Annotated in this window: 16 protein-coding genes and 1 pseudogene; 4 read left to right on the forward strand and 13 right to left on the reverse strand. The window is 65.8% G+C overall.

Annotated features, from left to right (window positions below; translation table 11 throughout):
- Positions 1 to 119: 119 nt before the first annotated feature.
- The gene (locus ACQ5BL_RS26775) at positions 120 to 1,034 is read right to left on the reverse strand and encodes a LysR substrate-binding domain-containing protein (RefSeq protein ID WP_207888174.1); all 915 of its coding nucleotides are present in this window, start codon (positions 1,032 to 1,034) and stop codon (positions 120 to 122) included.
- 212 nt (positions 1,035 to 1,246) lie between these two features.
- Here ACQ5BL_RS26775 and aspA point away from each other — a divergent pair, with 212 nt between their 5' ends.
- Entirely contained in the window at positions 1,247 to 2,671 is a 1,425-nt protein-coding gene (aspA, locus tag ACQ5BL_RS26780; protein ID WP_207888175.1) for an aspartate ammonia-lyase, read from the forward strand.
- Between the two features lie 330 nt (positions 2,672 to 3,001).
- Here aspA and ACQ5BL_RS26785 read toward each other — a convergent pair whose 3' ends face one another.
- The 9 genes from ACQ5BL_RS26785 to gbcA form a co-directional block, all read right to left on the reverse strand.
- Complete coding sequence (locus ACQ5BL_RS26785; RefSeq protein WP_207888176.1) at positions 3,002 to 3,298, reverse strand: cell division protein ZapA; 297 nt, start codon at positions 3,296 to 3,298, stop codon at positions 3,002 to 3,004.
- Positions 3,295 to 3,525 (reverse strand): hypothetical protein, encoded by a 231-nt coding sequence (locus ACQ5BL_RS26790; RefSeq protein WP_207888177.1) that lies wholly within the window; start codon positions 3,523 to 3,525, stop codon positions 3,295 to 3,297. The genes ACQ5BL_RS26785 and ACQ5BL_RS26790 overlap by 4 nt, the downstream gene beginning before the upstream one ends.
- Before the next feature lie 273 nt (positions 3,526 to 3,798).
- Positions 3,799 to 4,575, reverse strand: coding sequence for an electron transfer flavoprotein subunit beta (locus ACQ5BL_RS26795; protein WP_243807510.1), 777 nt, complete (start codon positions 4,573 to 4,575; stop codon positions 3,799 to 3,801).
- Positions 4,576 to 4,737: 162 nt separating this feature from the next.
- The gene (locus ACQ5BL_RS26800; protein ID WP_243807509.1) at positions 4,738 to 5,970 is read right to left on the reverse strand and encodes an electron transfer flavoprotein subunit alpha/FixB family protein; all 1,233 of its coding nucleotides are present in this window, start codon (positions 5,968 to 5,970) and stop codon (positions 4,738 to 4,740) included.
- A gap of 130 nt (positions 5,971 to 6,100) precedes the next feature.
- Positions 6,101 to 8,068, reverse strand: a complete 1,968-nt coding sequence (gene dgcB, locus ACQ5BL_RS26805; RefSeq protein ID WP_243807508.1) for a dimethylglycine demethylation protein DgcB — start codon at positions 8,066 to 8,068, stop codon at positions 6,101 to 6,103.
- Between the two features lie 126 nt (positions 8,069 to 8,194).
- Positions 8,195 to 10,255 (reverse strand): dimethylglycine demethylation protein DgcA, encoded by a 2,061-nt coding sequence (gene dgcA, locus ACQ5BL_RS26810; RefSeq protein ID WP_207888181.1) that lies wholly within the window; start codon positions 10,253 to 10,255, stop codon positions 8,195 to 8,197.
- 86 nt (positions 10,256 to 10,341) lie between these two features.
- Positions 10,342 to 10,872 (reverse strand): DUF5943 domain-containing protein, encoded by a 531-nt coding sequence (locus tag ACQ5BL_RS26815; RefSeq protein ID WP_207888182.1) that lies wholly within the window; start codon positions 10,870 to 10,872, stop codon positions 10,342 to 10,344.
- Between the two features lie 127 nt (positions 10,873 to 10,999).
- Positions 11,000 to 11,977, reverse strand: a complete 978-nt coding sequence (locus tag ACQ5BL_RS26820) for a dipeptidase (protein WP_207888183.1) — start codon at positions 11,975 to 11,977, stop codon at positions 11,000 to 11,002.
- Between the two features lie 540 nt (positions 11,978 to 12,517).
- Positions 12,518 to 13,807 (reverse strand): glycine-betaine demethylase subunit GbcA, encoded by a 1,290-nt coding sequence (gene gbcA / locus ACQ5BL_RS26825; RefSeq protein WP_207888184.1) that lies wholly within the window; start codon positions 13,805 to 13,807, stop codon positions 12,518 to 12,520.
- A gap of 426 nt (positions 13,808 to 14,233) precedes the next feature.
- Between gbcA and gbcB the strand changes: the two genes are divergently transcribed.
- Positions 14,234 to 15,337, forward strand: a complete 1,104-nt coding sequence (gene gbcB, locus ACQ5BL_RS26830; RefSeq protein ID WP_243807507.1) for a glycine-betaine demethylase subunit GbcB — start codon at positions 14,234 to 14,236, stop codon at positions 15,335 to 15,337.
- A gap of 235 nt (positions 15,338 to 15,572) precedes the next feature.
- On the opposite strand, the gene fusA is transcribed toward gbcB, so the two are convergent.
- Positions 15,573 to 17,621, reverse strand: a complete 2,049-nt coding sequence (fusA, locus tag ACQ5BL_RS26835) for an elongation factor G (protein WP_243807506.1) — start codon at positions 17,619 to 17,621, stop codon at positions 15,573 to 15,575.
- Between the two features lie 926 nt (positions 17,622 to 18,547).
- Here fusA and ACQ5BL_RS26840 point away from each other — a divergent pair.
- On the forward strand, positions 18,548 to 18,865 hold the full coding sequence (locus ACQ5BL_RS26840; protein ID WP_017521552.1) for a heavy metal-binding domain-containing protein: 318 nt from the start codon (positions 18,548 to 18,550) through the stop codon (positions 18,863 to 18,865).
- A gap of 318 nt (positions 18,866 to 19,183) precedes the next feature.
- Here the strand turns inward: ACQ5BL_RS26840 and ACQ5BL_RS26845 are convergent, their stop codons facing one another.
- Complete coding sequence (locus tag ACQ5BL_RS26845; protein WP_207888187.1) at positions 19,184 to 20,230, reverse strand: low specificity L-threonine aldolase; 1,047 nt, start codon at positions 20,228 to 20,230, stop codon at positions 19,184 to 19,186.
- A 109-nt stretch (positions 20,231 to 20,339) separates the two neighbouring features.
- Entirely contained in the window at positions 20,340 to 21,014 is a 675-nt protein-coding gene (locus tag ACQ5BL_RS26850; protein ID WP_243807504.1) for a hypothetical protein, read from the reverse strand.
- 419 nt (positions 21,015 to 21,433) lie between these two features.
- On the opposite strand from ACQ5BL_RS26850, the pseudogene glyA reads away from it, so the two are divergent.
- Positions 21,434 to 21,632 (forward strand): annotated as a pseudogene (gene glyA / locus ACQ5BL_RS26855) (serine hydroxymethyltransferase); the annotation flags it as partial.

Genomic DNA, 21,632 nt, shown 5'->3' on the forward strand with positions numbered 1-21,632 from the left:
GGAGGCTCGCCAGCGGTCCGCGCCGAAACCGGCGCGAGGGGAAGACCCTGGAAAGTCGCAAATGATAATTCTTATCAAGTGAACGGAACAGCCCCGATCATCCGCCCCGCTCCTGCCGATCAGGGCGTCTCGTCCAACCCCAGTCCGCCTTCCAGCTTGCGCCAGAGCAGGCGGATCTGCGCCTTGCGCACCAGCGCGCAGCGGTACAGGCGGATTTCCTGCGGCACGATCCAGTGCGGGCCGCCGCACACCGCCAGTTCGCCACGCGCCAGTTCCGCCTCCATGCTCAGGCGCGGCACCCACGCCACGCCCATGCCCTGCAAGGCCATGCTCTTGAGGCTGTCGGCCATCGCCGTTTCATAGACGGTGGTGTAGCGCAGGTTGCGCTGGCGCAGCAGCAGGTTGACCCCGCGACCGAGGAAGGCGCCGGCGCTGTAGGCCAGCAGCGGCACGCTCTGCCCGCTGTCGAGGTCGTAGAGCGGTACGCCGGCGGAGTTCACCGCGCACACCGGGAGCATTTCGGTGCGTCCCAGGTGCAGCGAGGGGAAGACTTCCGGGTCCATCTGCAGGGCGGCGTCCGGGTCATAGAAGGCCAGCATCAGGTCGCAACCGCCTTCGCGCAGCAGGTGCACCGCCTCGCCCACGTTGGTCGCCACCAGCCGGCTGGCGATGTTCAGGCCCTCCGAGCGCAGGCGGGAAATCCATGCCGGGAAGAAGCCGAGCGCCAGCGAGTGCGCTGCGGCGAACTGCAGCACCTCGCCCTGCCCGCCTTCCAGGTGGTGCAGGTGACGCACCACCTGGCCGAGCTGCTCGACCACCGCCCGGGCGGTGACCAGGAACAGCTGCCCCGCTTCGGTCAGCTCGATGGGCGTGCGCTGGCGGTTCACCAGGGTCAGGCCGAGGGCGTCCTCCAGGCTGCGAATGCGGCGGCTGAAGGCCGGCTGGGTGACGAAGCGTTTCTCTGCCGCCTGGGAAAAGCTGCGGGTGGCGGCCAGGGTGCTGAAGTCTTCCAGCCATTTGGTTTCGAGGTTCACGTCATCTCCAGCGCGGAGCAGCGCTTGATCGATTGGTCAGGAGCCGGGCGCGCGTAACACAGCCACACGCTCGCCGTCATCTATTCGTCACAGGGTACATTATGCCGTTTGTGCATGAGGCAGCTTTTAACAGCATTGGCCGACGATCGGCGAAATCCCTAGTCTACCGGGCATCGCGGCACTGGCCGTGTTTCTCTGAGACAATCCCCGTCATGTCCCCTGTTGCATCGTTCCGCATCGAGAAAGACCTCCTCGGCACCCTCGAAGTACCTTCTGACGCCTACTACGGCATCCAGACCCTGCGCGCTGTGAACAACTTCCGCCTCTCGGGCGTACCGCTGTCGCACTACCCGAAACTGGTAGTCGGCCTGGCGATGGTCAAGCAGGCGGCAGCCGATGCCAACCACCAGCTCGGTCACCTGTCGACCGAGAAGCACGCCGCCATCAGCGAAGCCTGCGCTCGCCTGATCCGTGGCGATTTCCACGACCAGTTCGTGGTGGACATGATCCAGGGCGGCGCCGGCACCTCGACCAACATGAACGCGAACGAAGTCATCGCGAACATCGCGCTCGAAGCCATGGGCCACGCCAAGGGTGAGTACAAGTACCTGCACCCGAACAACGACGTGAACATGGCGCAGTCGACCAACGACGCTTACCCGACCGCCATCCGCCTGGGCCTGCTGCTCGGCCACGACACCCTGCTGGCCAGCCTCGACAGCCTGATCCAGGCCTTCGCCGCCAAGGGCGTCGAATTCGCCAGCGTACTGAAGATGGGCCGTACCCAGCTGCAGGACGCGGTACCGATGACCCTCGGCCAGGAATTCCACGCCTTCGCCACCACCCTGGGCGAAGACCTCGACCGCCTGCGTCGCCTGGCGCCCGAGCTGCTGACCGAAGTGAACCTCGGCGGCACCGCCATCGGCACCGGCATCAACGCCGACCCTGGCTACCAGAAGCTGGCCGTCGAGCGCCTGGCAGCCATCAGCGGTCAGCCGGTCGTCCCGGCCGCCGACCTGATCGAAGCCACCTCCGACATGGGCGCCTTCGTGCTGTTCTCCGGCATGCTCAAGCGCACCGCAGTCAAGCTGTCGAAGATCTGCAACGACCTGCGCCTGCTGTCCAGCGGCCCGCGCACCGGCATCAACGAGATCAACCTGCCGGCTCGCCAGCCGGGCAGCTCGATCATGCCGGGCAAGGTCAACCCGGTGATCCCGGAGGCCGTGAACATGTGCGCCTTCGAAATCATGGGCAACGACCTGGCGCTGACCATCGCTGCCGAAGGCGGCCAGCTGCAGCTGAACGTGATGGAACCGCTGATCGCCTACAAGGTGCTCGACTCGATCCGCCTGCTCCAGCGCGCCATGGACATGCTGCGCGAGCACTGCATCACCGGCATCACCGCCAACGTCGAGCGCTGCCACCAGCTGGTGGAGCACAGCATCGGCCTGGTGACCGCGCTGAACCCCTACATCGGCTACGAGAACTCCACCCGTATCGCCAAGACCGCGCTGGAAACCGGTCGCGGCGTCCTGGAACTGGTACGCGAGGAGCAGCTGCTGGACGAGGCCACCCTGGCCGACATCCTCAAGCCGGAAAACATGATCGCCCCGCGCCTGATTCCGCTGCGCGCCTGATCACCCGCCCGGCGCGAGCCGGGCACGTCTCACCGGTTGAGGGGGGAGTACTCCTTCCTCACCTTCAGGGACTGGTTACCCCCGGTCCCTTCTTTTATGCCCGGCGCGACGGATTCATCCGGAGCGCCACGTCTCACCGGTTGAGGGGCCTCTTGGCCCACTCTCCTTTAGCAGGGACACCGCTTACCCCGGTGTCCCTTTTTTTTGCCTGTGATTCGGGGCGCCCTACGAAGAGCATCGCGGACGGAGTCCGCTCCTACGCTGTTCAGGTTTCGTAGGAGCGGACTCCGTCCGCGATTCGCATGGCTTGAAGAAGAGACGCGCTGGGACTCAATCCTGCCGCTGCAGGTGATCGAGAATCCGGCGGTTGAGGGCGGCGATACGCTCCACGGCGTCCGCATCGTCACGCTCCCGGACCTCTTCGCCAAGCTGGCGGGCGCAGAGGTTGAGCGCGGAGAGCACCATCAGTTCATTGCTGGTGACGTAGGGGAATTTCTTCTTGCTGGCGGCGATTTCCGCCTGCAACAGCGCGGCCGCGTCCTGCAGCCGGCGCTCTTCACCGGCCGGCGCACGGACGCTGTATTCGCGTCCGAGAATACGCAGGACGCGGACGCCGTCGCCACTCATGCGTGGGCGCGACTGTCGCTGACGCGGCGGATCAGCGCCTGCAGGCGGGTGGCGGTCGCGTTGTGCTTCTCTTCCTGCTCCATCAGGGACAGCTGCAGGCTGTCGTTTTCCTCACGGGCCTTGAGCAGCTCTTCACGCACCTGGGCGTTGTCCTGCACCAGCACTTCGTTCTGCTGTAGCAGTTCGGCGACCAGCTGTTCAAGTTGTTCGAGGGTGGAATCGAGCATGGGAGCCTCCGCAAAGCCTTTCAAAGGGTGCGGAGGATAAAGAAAGGGGCGACGCGGGGCCAGCGAAAACGGCAATCTTCGGATAAGCCGTATGCTGTCAATTCAATGGCTTACGGAAGCTTTCTCGTGTTGTTTCAATACCTTGTCGTGCCATCGCCGATTTTGACCGGAAATAGGCGGACAAGGTTCACGCAGGCGGAGGGGCAGCAACCTGTAGGAGCGGGCCATGCCCGCGATTCGCGCCCATGGGGCGCTCCTACAGGGGAGGCCGAATTACACGCGGATCACGCCCTCTTCGCGCAACAGCTTGAAGATCGCCTCGGCACCCGCTTCGGGGGTGACGTCCTTGAGCACTTGTCCGGTACCGCCCGATGCCTTGGCCGTGGCGGCCTTCATCCGTTCGGCGCCGGTCTTGGCCTTGATCACCTTCAGGCGCTTGGGACGCGGGCGCGCCGGTTGCAGGTTGCCTTCGGCAAGCAGCGGATCGACCACCACTTCCACCTCGGACGCTTCCAGATAACCGCGACGGGCCGGGCCGAAGGCGCTTTGCCGGGCAACCGGCGCGGCGTTATCGACGCTGGCGACGAAGGGCAGGCGCACTTTAAGCCGGCGACGCTGACCACGGGGCAGTGCCTGGAGTACCTGGGCGCTGCCGTTCTCCACCTTTTCCACTTCCGCGAGCCCGACCACCAGCGGCCAGCCGAGGCGCTCGGCGAGCAGGAAGGGCAGCATGCCGGAGCCTTCGCCGGTTTCCGCCTGGGTGCCGGTGAGTACCAGTTGCGCGTCGCTGTCGGCCAGGTAGGCGGCCAGCGGCGGCAGGGCGTCGGCGCCGGCGGGTTGTTCCAGCACCGCCAGCTCGTCCAGGCCCATGCCCAGGTAGCCGCGCAGGGCTTCTTCCTCGGCATTGCCGGCGTGCACCACGCGCAAGCGCTTGCCGGCCAGGCGCAGGCCGAGCTCCACCGCGCGGGCGTCCTGCTCGGCACGACGCGCGCGGCCCGAGGCAGGGTGCGCGCCGATGGAGACCAGGGTGACGATGTTCAGGTCGTTCATAACGCAACCTCGAAGAGCGAGTGGCGCAGCGCGTCACTCACGGGAAGATGGTCCAGGGCAAGAGCGCCCTCACCCCGGCCCTCTCCCATGGGGAGAGGGAGAAGCCCAGCCAATCGCGCGGTGTGGCGGCCAAACAGATGCAGCCCCGCGCACCAGAGACCTTTAAGCCGCATCACGCGCCGCTCCATTGCGATGGGCCTCGGCCAGCGCGATCAGCGCCTTGAGGATCGCGGTGGAATCGCCGATCACCGATAGGTCGGCGCGTTTGATCATGTCGCAGCCCGGGTCCATGTTGATCGCCACCACCTTGTCGCAGGAGCCGATGCCCTGCAGGTGCTGGATCGCGCCGGAGATGCCGACGGCAAGATAGACCCGCGCAGTGACCCAGGTACCGGTGGCGCCGACCTGGCGCGCACGCGGCATGTGGCCGTCGTCCACCGCCACGCGGGACGCGCCTTCGGTGGCGCCAAGAGCCACGGCGGCGGCATGGAACAGGTCCCAGTCCTTGATGCCGTTACCGCCGGAGAGGATGAACTCCGCCTCGGCCATGGGAATCTGCGCCGGGTCCACGGCCACCGGGCCCAGGTCCTCGATGCGCGGCAGATTGCGCGCGACGTTGTTGTCCAGCTCGACGGCGCGGGCTTCGTGACGGGTCTCGCTGACCGGCTCGGCGCACTCGGCGGCGGCCAGGATCAGACGCGGCAGGTCGCGGTGCAGGTCCTGCTGGCCGGCGCCGGCGCGGCCGACGCAGCGCTCGCCTTCGGCCTGCCAGACGCGGGTCGCCGGGCGCTCGCCCAGGCTTGCCGCCAGGCGCCGACCGAGTTCGCCGCCACCGGTGCGGCTGTCGGGCAGCAGCCAGTGGCGCGGGGTGAACTGGCTGTTGACCGAGCGCAGCGCCAGCACCCGTTGTTCCGGGGCGTAGCCATCGTATTCGTTGCCTTCGATCTGCAGCAGGCGGTCGACGCCGGCGGTATCGAAGGCGGTTTCCTTGTGTTCGCCGAAGACCACGGCCAGCACCGCGCCGTCGCTGCCGGCGAGCTTGCGGGCCAGGCCCAGCAGGTCGCGGTCGTGGCTGGAGAGGCGGCCGCCGACCATGTCCGGCACCACGGCAATCAGGAAAGCCGGCTGCTCGATCGTCACCAGCGGCAGCTGCACCACTTCCGGCGCGCTGCTGCGCTTGCCGCCGGTGCCCTGCTGGCCACCGGAGCGGTCGATGCGCTTGATGCCGTTGGGGCCGATGAAGCCGACCGCGTGGGGATTCTTGCGAATCACCCCGTTGGGGCCCATCCAGCGGGTCTCGCCGCCCTGGGCGGACTGCATGGCCGCGTGCAGCGGATGCAGGCGGTTGCGGGCGATCCACTCGGCGCGGGGATCGCGGCGGATGATGTCGCTCATGACTGGACCTCCAGCGCGAAGGTGCTTTTCGTAGGAGCGAGCTCGCTCGCGAACGGATCAGCACCGAAGTTTGGGCGGTTCGCGAGCAAGCTCGCTCCTACAGGTTCAATTCCGCAGGGGCGGGTATCCATCAATGCACCTCCGCCATTTCGTCACGCTTGGCCAGCGACGGCTTTTTTGCCGCCACCTCGGTGGCCTCGATCAGGACCTCGGCGACCAGTTCGGCAATGTCCTTGATCTCCGGACGCGGAGCGACCACGCCTTCGAGCATCGCGGTGCACTGCGGGCAGCCCACGGCCACCAGCTCGGCGCCGGTCTGCTTGATGTCGACCATGCGCATGTCGGGAATCCGCTGCTTGCCGGGGATGTCGGTGATCGGCGCGCCGCCGCCGCCGCCGCAGCAGCGCGAGCGGAAGCCGGAGCGTTCCATTTCCTTCACTTCGATGCCGATGGCCTTGAGCACGTTGCGCGGCGCTTCGTACTCGCCGTTGTAGCGGCCGAGGTAGCACGGGTCGTGATAGGTCACGCTGTCGGCCTTGCTCTGGCCGAGGTTCAGCGCACCCTTCTGCACCAGCTCGTCGATGAAGGTGGTGTGGTGCAGTACCTGGTAGTTGCCGCCGAGCGCGCCGTACTCGTTCTTCAGCACGTGGAAGCTGTGCGGGTCGCAGCTGACGATGCGCTTGAAGCGGTACTTGGACAGCGTAGCGATGTTGCGCTTGGCCAGGGTCTGGAAGGTGGCCTCGTCGCCCAGGCGGCGAGCCACGTCACCGCTGTCGCGTTCTTCCAGGCCGAGCACGGCGAAGTCGACGTTGGCGGCTTTCAGGATCTTCACGAAGGACCGCAGAGTGCGCTGGTTACGCATGTCGAAGGCACCGTCGCCGACCCAGAACAGCACGTCGGCCTGCTGCTTGTCGCTCATCAGCGGCAGGTTCAGGTCCGCCGCCCAGTTCAGGCGGCCACCGGGAGCGAAGCCGCCGGGGTTGTCGGTGGCGATCAGGTTTTCCAGCACCTCGGCGCCCTTGTTCGGGGTCGCGCCCTTTTCCAGGGTGAGGTGGCGGCGCATATCGACGATGGCATCGACGTGCTCGATCATCATCGGGCATTCCTCGACGCAGGCGCGGCAGGTGGTGCAGGACCAGAGGGTCTCGGCGTCCACCAGGGCCTTGCCGTCCAGCGCAACGATCGGCTGGTGCGGGCCGCCGCTGTGTTCGCCCAGCGGCTTGCCCGGATACGGGCTGCCGGCGAAGTTGGCGTCATTGCCACCGGCCAGGCCGATGACCATGTCCTGGATCAGCTTCTTCGGGTTCAGCGGCTGGCCGGCGGCGAAGGCCGGGCACATGGCCTCGCACTTGCCGCACTGCACGCAGGCGTCGAAGCCGAGCAGCTGGTTCCAGGTGAAGTCGGTGGGCTTTTCCACGCCCAGCGGCGCCATGGGATCGGCCAGGTCCAGCGGCTTCAGGCCGGTGGAACGACCGCCACCGAAGCGCTCGGCGCGGCGGTGCCAGGCCAGGTGCAAGGCGCCGGCGAAGGCGTGCTTCATCGGGCCGCCCCAGGTCATGCCGAAGAACAGCTCGGACACGCCCCAGGCTACGCCGACGGCGAGGATGGCAGCGAGGAACCAGCCGCCGAAACCTTCCGGCAGGATGCCGGCCACCGGCAGGGTGGCGATGAAGAAGCTCGCCGAGAACATCAGCAGGCTTTTCGGCAAGCGCATCCACGGGCCTTTCGACAGGCGCGACGGCGGGTCGAGACGACGCTTGGCGACGAACAGCGCGCCACAGAACATCAGCGCGGTGGCGGCCAGCAGGGCGAAGCCGAGGATGCGGCTGTGCAGGCCGAAGCCGTGCACCAGGATGGCCAGCAGCGCGGCGGCGACGAAGCCGCCAGCGGTGGCCACGTGGGTCTTGGACATGTACTTGTCGCGCTCGACCACGTGGTGCAAGTCCACCAGGTAGCGGCGCGGCATTTTCAGCAGGCCGCCGATCCAGTCGACCTGGGCGGGTCGGCCACGGCGCCACATCGCGAAGCGCTTCACGGCGCCCAGCACGGCGAGGCCGAGGGCGGCGAAGAGCAGGATGGGGAGGATGATGTTGAGCATTGTTATTGGTCTCCCTACGGGACCGGACTAACGCAGAAAGGACTCGTAGGATGGGTGGAGCGCAGCGATACCCATGCTGCCTCGACAATCGATGGGTATCGCAAGCTCCACCATCCTACGGGGGCGTCAGAAGTCCTTGCACAGACGCAGTGCGTCATAGATCGCGGCGTGGGTGTTGCGCTGGGCCACGCAGTCGCCGATGCGGAACAGCAGGTAGCCGTCACCCGGTTCGGACAGGCACGGCTGCGGCTTGATCGCGAACAGCGCCTCGACGTCGATCTGGCCCTTGTTGCGCGAGCCCTGCTTGAGCGCGTAGTACAGGCTCTCGTCCGGACGCACGCCGTTCTCCACGACGATCTGGTCGACCACCCGCTCTTCTTTCGCGCCGGTGTATTCGTTTTCCAGCACCGCCACCAGCTTGTCGCCCTCGCGGTAGACCTTCTCCAGCATCAGGTCCCCGGTCATGATCACTTCCTTGGGGTACATGCTGCGGTAGTAGGTCGGGAAGGTGGTGCCGCCGATGGCCACGCCCGGCTTGATGTCGTCGGTGACGATCTCGACCTGGGCGCCCTTGTCGGCGAGGAAGTCGGCGACCGACATGCCGCTGAACTCGCAGATGGTGTCGTAGACCAGCACGTTCTTGCCCGGCGCGACCTTGCCGTCGAGGATGTCCCAGCTGCTGACCACCAGCCCTTCGGCGGCGCCCCAGTGCTCGTTCTGTTCCAGGAACGGATGGCCGCCGTTGGCCAGCACCACCACGTCGGGGCGCAGGTCCAGGATGGTGTCGGCGTCCGCGCCGGTGCCCAGGCGCAGGTCGACGTTCAGGCGCGCCAGCTCCAGCTGGTACCAGCGGGTGATGCCGGCGATCTGGTCGCGCTGCGGGGCTTTCGAGGCGGTGGTGATCTGTCCGCCCAGTTGGTCCTTCTTCTCGAACAGGGTCACGTCGTGGCCACGTTCGGCGGCGACGCGCGCCGCTTCCATGCCGGCCGGGCCGCCACCGACGACGACGACCTTGCGCTTCACGCCGGTGGTCTTCTCGATGATGTGCGGTACGCCCATGTATTCACGGGAAGTCGCGGCGTTCTGGATGCACAGCACGTCCAGGCCCTGGTACTGGCGGTCGATGCAGTAGTTGGCGCCGACGCACTGCTTGATCTGGTCGACCTGGCCCATCTTGATCTTGGCGATCAGGTGCGGGTCGGCGATATGCGCGCGGGTCATGCCGACCATGTCCACGTAGCCGCCTTCGAGGATGCGGGTGGCCTGGTTCGGGTCCTTGATGTTCTGCGCGTGCAGCACCGGTACGTTGACCACTTCCTTGATGCCGGCCGCCAGGTGCAGGAAGGGCTCCGGCGGGTAGGTCATGTTCGGGATGACGTTGGCCAGGGTGTTGTGGGTGTCGCAACCCGAGCCGACCACGCCGATGAAGTCGATCATGCCGGTGTCGCTGTAGTACTTGGCGATCTGCTTCATGTCGTCATGGGTCAGACCGTCCGGGTGGAACTCGTCGCCGCAGATGCGCATGCCGACGCAGAAGTCGTCACCGACTTCCTTGCGCACGGCCTTGAGCACTTCCAGGCCGAACTTCATGCGGCCTTCGAAAGTGCCGCCCCACTCGTCGGTACGCTTGTTGACGCGCGGGCTCCAGAACTGGTCGATCATGTGCTGGTGCACGGCGGACAGCTCGACGCCGTCCAGGCCGCCTTCCTTCGCCCGGCGTGCCGCCTGGGCGTAGTTGCCGATCACGCGCCAGATCTCTTCCGGCTCGATGGTCTTGCAGGTGGCGCGGTGCACGGGCTCACGGATGCCCGACGGCGACATCAGGGTCGGCCAGTTGAAGCCGTCCCAGCGCGAGCGGCGGCCCATGTGGGTAATCTGGATCATGATCTTGGCCCCATGCTTGTGCATGGCGTCGGCCAGGTTCTGGAAGTGCGGGATGATGCGGTCGGTGGACAGGTTCACCGAGCTCCACCACTCCTGCGGGCTGTCGATGGCAACCACGGAGGAACCGCCGCAGATGGCCAGGCCGATGCCGCCCTTGGCCTTCTCCTCGTAGTACTTCACGTAGCGCTCGGTGGTCATCCCGCCGTCGGTGGCGTAGACCTCGGCGTGGGCGGTGGAGAGTACGCGGTTGCGGATGGTCAGCTTGCCGATCTGGATCGGCTGGAACATTGCCTCGAAAGCCATTGCGGCATCCTCACGGAATCAGAGGTTTCTTGTTGTGGTGGCGGCCCGTTCGGGCCGCTTCGGCCGGTTCTTGTCAGCGGGCGGGATCAGAGCGGCTTGACGACGAACAGACCGTCGTCATGACCTTCCTCGGAGCCGCTGTAGACCTGCTCGGCGACGGTGCGGAGCTTGCTGCCGCGCGCCTGGAGGATCTGGTCCATGGCACCGGCGAACCAGCCGGTGAACATGTAGTCGACCTTGCGGTTGACCTTGCCGTACACGTAGACGAAGGCGGAGTGCTTCAAGCGAACCTCGGCGGTGCCCTTGTCCAGGTCGATGCTTTCGATCTGGAACAGGCCCCAGCCGCGCTGGGACAGGCGCTTCATGTAGTGCTCGAAGACGGCGACGCCTTCCAGGCCATGGCACTCGGCTTCCTTCTCGCACCAGTGCCAGGCGGACTTGTAGCCGGCCTTGTAGAGGATTTCGGCATAGCGCTCGGCGCCCAGCTCTTCCTCGATGCCCATGTGGTTGTTGACGAAGAAGTGACGCGGCACGTAGAGCATCGGCAGGGCGTCGGTAGTCCAGACGCCGGTTTCGCTATCGACTTCGATGGGCAGTTCGGGGGCGTGTTTGGCCATGGTGGTAGAACTCCGATTCTTTTGGCTCCCTCTCCCTTTGGGAGAGGGTTGGGGTGAGGGGGTATGACGGGTGAGCGCAGCAGCCCTCACCCCGCCCCTCTCCCAAAGGGAGAGGGGGAAAAGCGACTTACTCGCCCCAGACGTCGGCGAGGATTCTTACCCAGTTCTCGCCCATGACCTTGCGCACCACGCGCTCGGGCATGCCGCGCTTGAGCAGGGTCTCGGTGAGGTTGGGGAACTCGCCCACGGTGCGGATGCCCAGCGGGTTGACGATCTTGCCGAAGCTGGTGAGGCGGCGGGCGTAACCCTTGTCGTGGGTCAGCCACTCGAAGAAGTCCTGGCCGTGGCCCTGGGTGAAGTCGGTGCCGATGCCGATGGCGTCTTCGCCGACGATGTTCATCACGTACTCGATGGCCTCGGCGTAATCGTCGATGGTCGAGTCGATGCCCTTGGCGAGGAAGGGCGCGAACATGGTCACGCCGACGAAGCCGCCGTGGTCAGCGATGAACTTCAGTTCCTCGTCGGACTTGTTGCGCGGGTGCTCTTTGAGGCCCGACGGCAGGCAGTGGGAGTAGCAGACCGGCTTCTTGGATTCGAGGATGACTTCCTCGGAGGTCTTGGAGCCGACGTGGGACAGGTCGCACATGATGCCGACGCGGTTCATCTCCGCGACGATCTCGCGACCGAAGCCGGAGAGGCCGCCGTCGCGCTCGTAGCAGCCGGTGCCGACCAGGTTCTGGGTGTTGTAGCACATCTGCACGATGCCCACGCCCAGCTGCTTGAACACCTCGACGTAGCCGATCTGGTCCTCGAACGCATGGGCGTTCTGGAAGCCGAAGAGGATGCCGGTCTTGCCCTGTTCCTTGGCCTTGCGGATGTCGGCGGTGGTGCGCACCGGGATCACCAGGTCGCTGTTCTCGCGGATCAGCTTGTTGCTCGCGGCGATGTTGTTCACCGTGGCCTGGAAGCCTTCCCACACCGAGACGGTGCAGTTGGCAGCGGTCAGGCCGCCCTTGCGCATGTCTTCGAACAGCTCGCGGTTCCACTTGGCGATGATCAGGCCATCGATGACGATGCTGTCGGCGTGAATTTCGGCTGGGCTCATCTTGGTGTCTCTCTAGTCAGGCAAGGCTTGTCAGGCTTGGTACGCCGGGACTTGTGCCGACGCTTTGAGGCAGGATATCCCTGGCACCGGAGGGGACCCGGTTCGAAAACGACCAGGGTCGTACCGAAAGCGTCAACCTGGCGACATGGGCGACAGCGTTTGCGTCGTATAGGGAAAGGTTGGGGCTGGAGGTGAGGATTCACGGGGAGGCCGGACACTCCTTGCAGGAACGAGCTTCGGCACGGAATATGGAGGGGGATTGAGAGCGCCTCTCTCCGAAAGGAAAGGGATAGGGAGATGCGGCGATGCCAAGCCCGGAGCGCAGGACGGTTCGCGAGCAAGCTCGCTCCTACCAGAAGCCCGCCAGCCGGCTATCAGGGAGTGGATCGGAGCGTTTTATTCAGCGCTTGCGCCAGCAGGCAAAGATATTCCACGCCACCAGGCTGGTGACGAAGGCGGAGCTGCTATAGAAGAGCATGGCGTCCACGTGGAATCCTCCGAAAACGACGGCGCCCCGCAAGGGGGCGCCGGTTGGTGCGGTTACTCGCCAGCGACCAGGCGAGCGTGAGCGGACTCCTCGCCCAGGTTGTTGAGCATGCGCTCGCTGTACCAGTCGAGGAAGTTGATCACGCCGAACTCGTAGGTCTTGGAGTACGGGCCCGGCTGGTAGGCGGTGGAGTTGATGCCACGCTGGTTCTCTTCGGCCAGGCGGCGGTCCTGGTCGTTGGTGGCGTCCCAGACTTCGCGCAGGCGCGCCACGTCGTAGTCCTCGCCTTCCACCGCGTCCTTGTGCACCAGCCACTTGGTGGTGACCACGGATTCCTGCGCGCTGATCGGCCACACGGTGAAGACGATCATGTGGTCGCCCATGCAGTGGTTCCAGGCATGCGGCAGGTGCAGGATGCGCATGGAGCCCAGGTCCGGGTTCTTGATGCGACCCATCAGTTTCTTGCTGCCCGGCTTGCCGTCCATGGTCATGGACACGGTGCCGTCGAGCAGCGGCATGCGCACGATGCGGTTGCGCAGGCCGAAGCTGGCGTGGGCGTACGGAATCTTCTCCTCGTCCCAGGCCTTGGTGCAGGCGGCGACCTGGTCCTTGAACGCCTGGCTGGCGCGCGGGTCGGTGACGTCGTCCCACTCCAGCAGGGTTTTCAGCAGCTCCGGGTGCGAACCGTTGCAGTGGTAGCACTCGCGGTTGTTCTCGATCACCAGCTTCCAGTTGGCCTTCTCGCGAAGGGTGGTCTGCACGGCGACCTTGGCGTTCTCCATGTCGTACGGCTCCATGTAGTGCTCGAGCGTACGCAGGAAGTCGTCGATGGCCGGCGGGTTCTCGGCCAGGGAGATGAAGATGTAGCCACCGGCGGTCTTCACGTTCACCGGCTTGAGGCTGTAGTCCTTCATGTCGAAGTCGGCGCCCATCTCGGTGCCGGCGAACAGCAGGCGGCCGTCCAGCTCGTAGGTCCACTGGTGGTACGGGCAGACCAGCTTGGCGACCTTGCCCTTGTCGCTGACGCACAGGCGCGAACCACGGTGGCGGCAGACGTTGTGGAAGGCATGGATCTTACCTTCGGCGCCGCGCAGCACGATGATCGGGTTGTCGCCGATCTGCAGGGTCAGGAAGTTGCCCTTGGCCGGGATCTCGCAGGTCATGCCGGCGATCAGCCACTCCTTGTGGAAGATCTCCTGCATGTCGATCTGGAACAGGCGCTCGTCATTATAGAAAGGCTGCGGCAGCGAGAAGCTGTGGTCGCGGGTCTGCAGCATCTCGACGGTGGCCTTGCGGGCCGGTTCCAGCGGATCGCCCAGACTCAGCTTGGTGGTGACGTCCATCGGTAAGTCCTCATGCCGCAGCCCTGGGCTGCCGGCGGAAATTAAGTGGCTGATACGGTGTGCCACGCAGGGCAGTGGCGACAGGTGTCAGGCGCGCCGAGAGCGCCTTGGCCCATCGTCCTCATACAACCGTGAAGGGTTGCTCGGCTGAGGCTGAGTGTGGGGCCGCGCCCCGGAATGACCCTTATCCATGGGCGACACGACCGCATCCGTTTCCGACGCGCAGGCCCGCACGCCAGGCGGCAGGTCGCGATAAGCATGCAAATGTCGCTGGCAGGTAAATGGGTGCGACGGCCCATGTACACAATCGGCTCCATCAGGCATGCCGAAAGGCCCGTGCTTCAGCAGTCGCCCACCGGCGACGCGCACCGGCCCCGGCGCTGCCCCTACAAGGCCGACGACGGCCCGCGTGCGCGGAGAGACAGCATGTCGACGAACAACTTCCTCAATCCGGTGAATACCCAGACCTGGGCCAACGGCCGCCACCTGGTGCGCTGCGTCAAGGCCATCCAGGAAACCTGGGATGTGCGCACCTTCTGCTTCGCGGCCGACCAGCCGCTGATGTTCTTCTTCAAGCCCGGCCAGTTCGTCACCCTGGAGCTGGAGATCGACGGCGTGCCGATCATGCGCTCCTACACCATCTCCAGCTCGCCCTCGGTGCCCTACAGCTTCTCCATCACCATCAAGCGCGTGCCGGGCGGCAAGGTCTCCAACTGGCTGCACGACAACCTCAAGGAAGGCGACGTGCTGCCGGTGCACGGCCCGGTGGGCAACTTCAACGCCATCGACTTCCAGTCCGACAAGGTGCTCTACCTGTCCGGCGGCGTCGGCATCACCCCGGTGATGTCCATGGCGCGCTGGTTCTTCGACACCAACGGCAACGTCGACATGATCTTCGTGCACAGCGCCCGTACGCCGAAGGACATCATCTATCACCGCGAGCTCGACCACATGGCTTCGCGGATCAACAACTTCAAGCTGCACCTGATCTGCGAGAAGTACGAGATCGGCGAGACCTGGGCCGGCTACCGCGGCTACCTGAACAAGGCGATGCTGCACCTGATCGCCCCGGACTTCCTCGAACGCGAGATCTTCTGCTGCGGCCCGACGCCCTACATGCACGCGGTCAAGCGCCTGCTCGAAGCCGAGGGCTTCGACATGTCGCGCTACCACGAGGAAGCCTTCGGCCCGACCCCGCCGGAAGTCCGCGCGGAAGTGAAGGAACTCGCCGCCGAAGCCGCCGAGGCGGCGGAAGTGCCGGCCGCCGACCTACACCAGGTGGACTTCTGCGAAACCGGCAAGAGCATCCGCGTGGCGCCGGGCGAGACCGTCCACGCCGCCGCTGCCAAGCTCGGCCTGCACATTCCCAAGGCTTGCGGCATGGGTATCTGTGGCACCTGCAAGGTGATGAAGCGCTCCGGCGACGTGGACATGGAGCACAACGGCGGCATCACCGACGAAGACGTGGCCGAAGGCTACATCCTGTCGTGCTGCAGCGTGCCCAAGGGCGACGTGGTGATCGAATACTGATCACAGCCTACCCCCACCCGCCCCACACGTTACCCACCGAGTTATCCACAGACTGAAGGTGTCCCGGCGCAAGGCCGGAGACACCTCTGGCCGGCCCCGCTGGCCACACCGATCCCGCCTGCAACCCGCATGCCACTTGACTTCGATACCCCGTCGAGGTGCGAACGGAACGGGCGCGCAACAGCGCAGCCGGGGCGGTTTTCACGCCCCGGCTGCGCCGATTATCCACATTCGCTCAGTCGTCTTCCGGTACTGCCTTGTAGGTACTGGACAGGCGCTGCTGCACGTCCTGCGGCACCGCGCTGTAGTGGCTGGGCGAGAGGTCGTAGAGCCCCTGGCCGGCGGTGATCGACTTGAGCCGGTTGGCGTAGCCCTCCATCTCCGCCAGCGGCACCTGGCCACGGACCAGCGCGACATGGGCGGAGAGCGACTCGGTGCCCATCACCTGGCCGCGCCGCCCCGTCAGGTCGGCGGTGATGTCGCCCAGGCGCGCGTCCGGCGCGGTCACCTCGATGTTCACCACCGGTTCCAGGACGATCCCGCCGGCGTTGCGCAACGCATCGAACATCGCCTTGCGCCCGGCGGCCTGGAAGGCGATGTCCTTGGAATCCACCGAGTGGCTCTTGCCGTCGTAGACGGTGACCCTGACGTCGGCCACCGGGAAGCCTGCCAGCGGCCCCGCCGCCAGCGCCGAGCGCACGCCCTTCTCCACCGAGGGAATGAACTGGCCGGGAATCACCCCGCCCTTCACCGCATCGATGAACTCGAAGCCGCCGCCACGGGGCAACGGTTCCACCCGCAGGAACACCTCGCCGAACTGGCCGGCGCCGCCGGTCTGCTTCTTGTGCCGGCTGTGCCCTTCTGCCATGCGCGTGGCGGTTTCCCGGTAGGGCACGCTGGGTGCGCGGGTCTGCACGTCGACCTTGTACTGGCCGGCCATGCGTTCGAGCAGGTAGCGCAGGTGCAGCTCGCCCATGCCGCGCAGCACGGTTTCCTGGGTGGAGGCGTTGTAGTCCAGGCGCACGCAGGGGTCCTCGGCCTGCAGGCGCTGGAGAATCTCCGCCAGGCGCTGCTCGTCGCCCCGGCGGCTGGCCTCGATCGCCAGGCCCTGCATGGGCGTGGGGAAATTCAGCGGCTTGAGGCGGATATGGTCCTCGTCGTGGGAGTCGTGCAGTACCACGCCGTACTCCAGTTCATCGACCTTGCTCAGGGCGCCGAAGTCGCCGGGGATCAGCTGCCCCACTTCTTCATGCTTCTTGCCCTGCAGGCGCAGCAGGTGGCCGACCTTGAACGCCTTGCGGCCGTCACCGGCGAACAACTGCATGTCCCGCTGCAGCGTGCCCTGGTGCACGCGGAACACCGCCAGGCGGCCGACGAAGGGGTCGATCACCACCTTGAACACATGGGCCAGGACATGGCCCTTGGGGTCCGGTGAAGAGTGGAAGTCCTCGACGTCGCCGCTGTCGTCGGTACGCACGAACAGCGGCGGGTTGCCCTCGGCGGGATTGGGCGCCAGCCGCGCCAGCACATTGAGCAGCTCCGCAATCCCGGCACCGGTCCGCGCCGAGACGAAGCACAGCGGAATCAGGTGACCCTCGCGCAGCGCCCGCTCGAAGGGTTCGTGCAGGGCCTCGGGCGCCACCTCGCCCTCCTCCAGGTAATGCGCCATCAGCGCCTCATCGACTTCCACTACCTGGTCCACCAACGCCTGGTGCGCCTCGGCCACGGAGGAGAAATCGGCGTCGCCGTCGGGCTCGAAGAAGCAGTCCACCACCCGCGAGCCGCCCTCGGCGGGCAGGTTCAGGGGCAGCACTTCCTTGCCGAACGCCTCGCGCAAATCCGCCAGCAAACCCGGCAGGTCGACGCGCTCGGCATCGATCTTGTTCACCACCAGCATCCGGCACAGGCCGCGCTCGCCGGCCCAGTCCATCATCCGCCGGGTGGTCAGCTCGACGCCGTTCTGTGCATTCACCACCACCAGCGCCGTCTCCACCGCCGCCAGCGCGGGCAGCGCATGGCCGATGAAGTCGGGATAACCGGGGGTGTCAATGAGGCGGACGTGCGCACCTTCGTGCTCGAAATGCACCAGGGCGGCGGCGAGCGAGTGATGGTAATCGCGCTCCATGGGGTCGGAGTCGCAGGCGGTGTCACCGCGCTCCAGCGAGCCCATGCTGGTGATGGCGCCGCTGCCTTGCAGCAGCGCTTCGGCGAGCAGCGTCTTGCCGCTGTCGCCATGGCCGACCAGGGCGACCGTGCGGATCTGTTCCACCGAGTAACTGGACATGCTGATCTCCCGCCCCCAGGGTTCCTGCCTCGCAGTCCATGGATTATAGGCAGTCACCTCCGACGCCCATGGACGAAAATTGACCAACACGGCGCAGCCCAGCAGCCATCGCAGCTGCAGCGATCCATCCACAACCGGTCCACACCTTCCCGGCAGAACGCTGCACAGCCAATGTGGAAAACATCCCGCGAAAATCGCCGGAAGCCAGAATCCATCGGACTTCCAGCGATTGATCAAAAAACGACCTGACGGAGCAAGTCCACGCCTGGCGGGGCCCCCAGCGATCTGGGTACAGGTTGTCCACACCTTCTGCGAGATTCGCCCCACAGGCATTGTGGAAAGTTTCACGCAGGCTCCGCCGCTGGGGAAAAGTACCTGTGGATCAGTCAGTTGCGCCGATGGCTGTTCGTTATTTGATCAAGACCGCGCAGCTCTTGCAGCATGCGGTGCCGGCGATGTTTTCCACAGGCGACTCACAAGAGGGTCAACACAAACCGGGGATAGCGGTGGAAACTTCGTACACAGAATTTTCGCGGGAATCGATACACAGGCTTGCAAGTGGCTGAAAAGGTTAGCGTGATCAAAAAACAACCAGCTTTCACAAAGCCACGTGCCACCGGCCTCGCAGACGGCCGCCAACAGATTTTCCACAGGTTGGACAAGCGTGCCTCCACAGCGGCTGTGGAGATCTGCACAACCCCACCCTGTTGCGCTGAAGGCCGCGAATTACGGGGCTTCCATAAGAAATACCGACCCGCCTTCGCGGTTCATGGAAGCGCCACGAAGCGGTCATTCTCCACGCGATTATCCACAGCTTTATCACAAGGCTGCCCCCAGATTTCCGGCAAATGCTGAAACACAGCCGACGCGGTCTTCGGGAGGGCGCGGGGCTATGCTGGATTTCCCCAACACGAGGAGCCATTCCCATGATCCTGACCACCACACCCACCATCGAGGGCAAGACCATCCAGGAATACCGCGGCATCGTGGTTGGCGAGGCCATCCTCGGCGCCAACGTGTTCCGCGACCTGTTCGCCGGCCTGCGCGACATCATCGGCGGCCGTTCCGGTGCGTACGAGAAGGAGCTGGGGCGGGCGCGGGAGATTGCCTTCGAGGAGTTGCAGGAGCGCGCGCAGGAGCTGGGCGCCAACGCGGTGGTCGGCATCGACCTGGATTACGAGGTGGTGGGGCAGAACGGCAGCATGCTGATGGTCAGCGTGAGCGGAACGGCGGTGCGCATCTAGCGGCGCAATGCCTTGCGGCAGGAAGCCCCTGGGCGCGACGCCCGGCTGAAGGGTGTTCATTCTTCAATGCAGGAGTGGCAGTGGAGATTCGCGGAAAAGGTCCGCTACTACCGGAGCTGATGACTCCGTCGTAGGAGCGCGCCATGCGCGCGATCGCGGGCATGGCCCGCTCCTACGGTGGGACGCGGAGCCGGCCGGCGGCTTCTGGTCAAAATTTGATCACACCAATGAAAGCTGTGCCAGCCGTGGCCTACAGGCATTCATCCACAGGAAGGGGACAGGTTGCGCGAACAACCGTCCCCAGCGCCTGGGGACAACTCAGGCGGCGCCCATCACGCGACGGATGTCGGCGGCCAGCGCCTCGACACGGGCGATCTCGGTATCCCACGAACACATGAACCGCGCACCACCGGCACCGATGAAGGTATAGAAGCGCCAGCCCAGCTGACGTAGGGCTTCCAGCGCCGGCTCGGACATCTGCAGGAACACCCCGTTGGCCTCCACCGGGAACATCAGGCTGACGCCGGGCACGTCCGCCACCCGTTCGGCCAGCAGGCGCGCGCACTGGTTGGCATGGCTGGCGTAGTGCAGCCAGGCGCCGTCCTGCAGCACGCCCACCCAGGGCGCAGCGAGGAAGCGCATCTTCGAAGCCAGTTGGCCGGCCTGCTTGCAGCGGTAGTCGAAACCTTCAGCCAGTTCGCGGTTGAAGAACAGGATGGCCTCGCCCACCGCCATGCCGTTCTTGGTGCCGCCGAAGCACAGCACCTCTACGCCGGACTTCCAGGTCAGCTCCGCCGGGGTCGCGCCCAGCGAGGCGCAGGCGTTGGAGAAACGTGCGCCGTCCATGTGCAGGTGCAAGCCCAGCTCGCGGCAGGTGGCGCTGAGCGCCTGCAGCTCGTCCGGGCGGTAGACGGTGCCGACCTCGGTGGCCTGGGTGATGGTGACCACGCGGGCCTTGGGATAGTGGATGTCCTGGCGCTTGAGGGCGATCTCGCGGATCGCCTCGGAGGTCAGCTTGCCCTCGGCGTCGGTGCGCGCCAGCAGCAGCTTGGAGCCGTTGGAGAAGAACTCCGGCGCGCCGCACTCGTCGGTCTCGACGTGGGCGGTCTCGGCGCAGATCACGCTGTGATAGCTCTGGCACAGCGATGCCAGTGCCAGGGAGTTGGCCGCCGTGCCGTTGAAGGCGAAGAACACTTCGCAGTCGGTCTCGAACAGCTCGCGGAAGTAGTCGGAAGCGCGGGCGGTCCACTGGTCGTCGCCATAGGCGCGCTCGTGGCCGCGATTGGCCTCGGCCATGGCGGCCCAGGCTTCGGGGCAGATGCCGGAATAGTTGTCGCTGGCGAACTGTTGGGTGTTGTCGGTCATGGGGCGGCCTCAAAAAACGTTGTACGTCTGACAGCAGCGTAGCAACGGATAGTCGCTCGCCGCCGGAGGGGGCGCGAGGCCTCTCCGTATAGAGAGGCCGTGCGGTGGATCAGGGCAGCTTGGTCAGCGCCATCTGCTCGGAGATGGGCACGAACAGTTCGCGCAGGGACTGGGCGGTGCCGCCATTGGGCTTGTCCGGCGAGGTCATGTTGAGCACGTAGCGGCCCTTGATCAGGCCGGTGAGGGTCGCCTCGCCGGTCTTGTCGTCCGGCGCCGGCACGCTGATCGCCAGCGGGTCGCCCATACGGGTGCTGTCGATCACCGGCAGGTACTGCTCGCCGCCGAACTGCGCGGCGGTGCCGTTCTGCAGCGCGGCCTGGCGCGCCTGGTTGAGCAGCGAGACGTTCTTGGCGGTGGTGTCGCGCAACTTGGCCTGGGCGGCCAGGTACTGCTTGGCGGCTTCGCCCTGCTGGTCGGCACCCGGCGCCGGCATGCCGGTGTCGGTCAGGGTCACGACCAGGTGCTGGCTGCCGTCGGCCTTGCCGTAGACGATGGTGGCGTCGTCGTAGCCGCACTCGCGGGAGAGGTAGGGATAGCCGTAGATGGCCTTGGTCGGCGGCAGCGCCTTTTCCAGCGCATGGCCGGTGCAGCTGTCGCCGGCCGGCGCGGCGGCGGTGCTGGCGGCTTCGGGGGCCTGGGCCTTGGCGGGTTTGCTGTCATCACCACAGCCTTGCAGGGTCGCGGCGACCAGCAGGGCGGAAAGCAGGGTCAGGGAACGGTTCATGGCGTCCTCGCATTTCGGAGAGCCGCAGTTTAGTCCCTTGTCCGGGCGGTTCCTATCGGCAGCTTCATTGCGGGGGTTTGCAGCCCTGCCTGCCGGTCGCCTCGCCATCGAACAGCCGCGACATGCCCCAGGCCGACACCTGGGTCAGCAGCAGGGCAGAACGACACAGGTAGAAAGAAGCGCTTCATCCCGCAGGTCGCGCCGTCCTGACGCGGGCATGTCGCATTCTGACCAGCCGCAGCGGGCAATTCCACGCGCCCGGTCGCTTTTGCGCCATTCGCGCCATGTCGCAAACGCACCTAGCCGTGGCGTACATAGGCATCTGAGTCGGCAGGGCCAGTCATACCATCGCAGACAAGGGGGCCACTCGGCCCCGCACCAGCCATTGGCGCGCGTCCCGCGCCGCAGGGAGACCAGCGATGTTCAGCAAGCACGACCAGATCCAGGGCTATGACGACGAACTGCTCGCGGCGATGGACGCCGAGGAGGCACGCCAGGAAGACCACCTCGAGCTGATCGCCTCGGAGAACTACACCAGCAAGCGCGTCATGCAGGCCCAGGGCAGCGGGCTGACCAACAAGTACGCCGAAGGCTATCCGGGCAAGCGCTACTACGGTG

Source organism: Pseudomonas sp. B1-22 (assembly GCF_050474425.1).
GTDB lineage: Bacteria > Pseudomonadota > Gammaproteobacteria > Pseudomonadales > Pseudomonadaceae > Pseudomonas.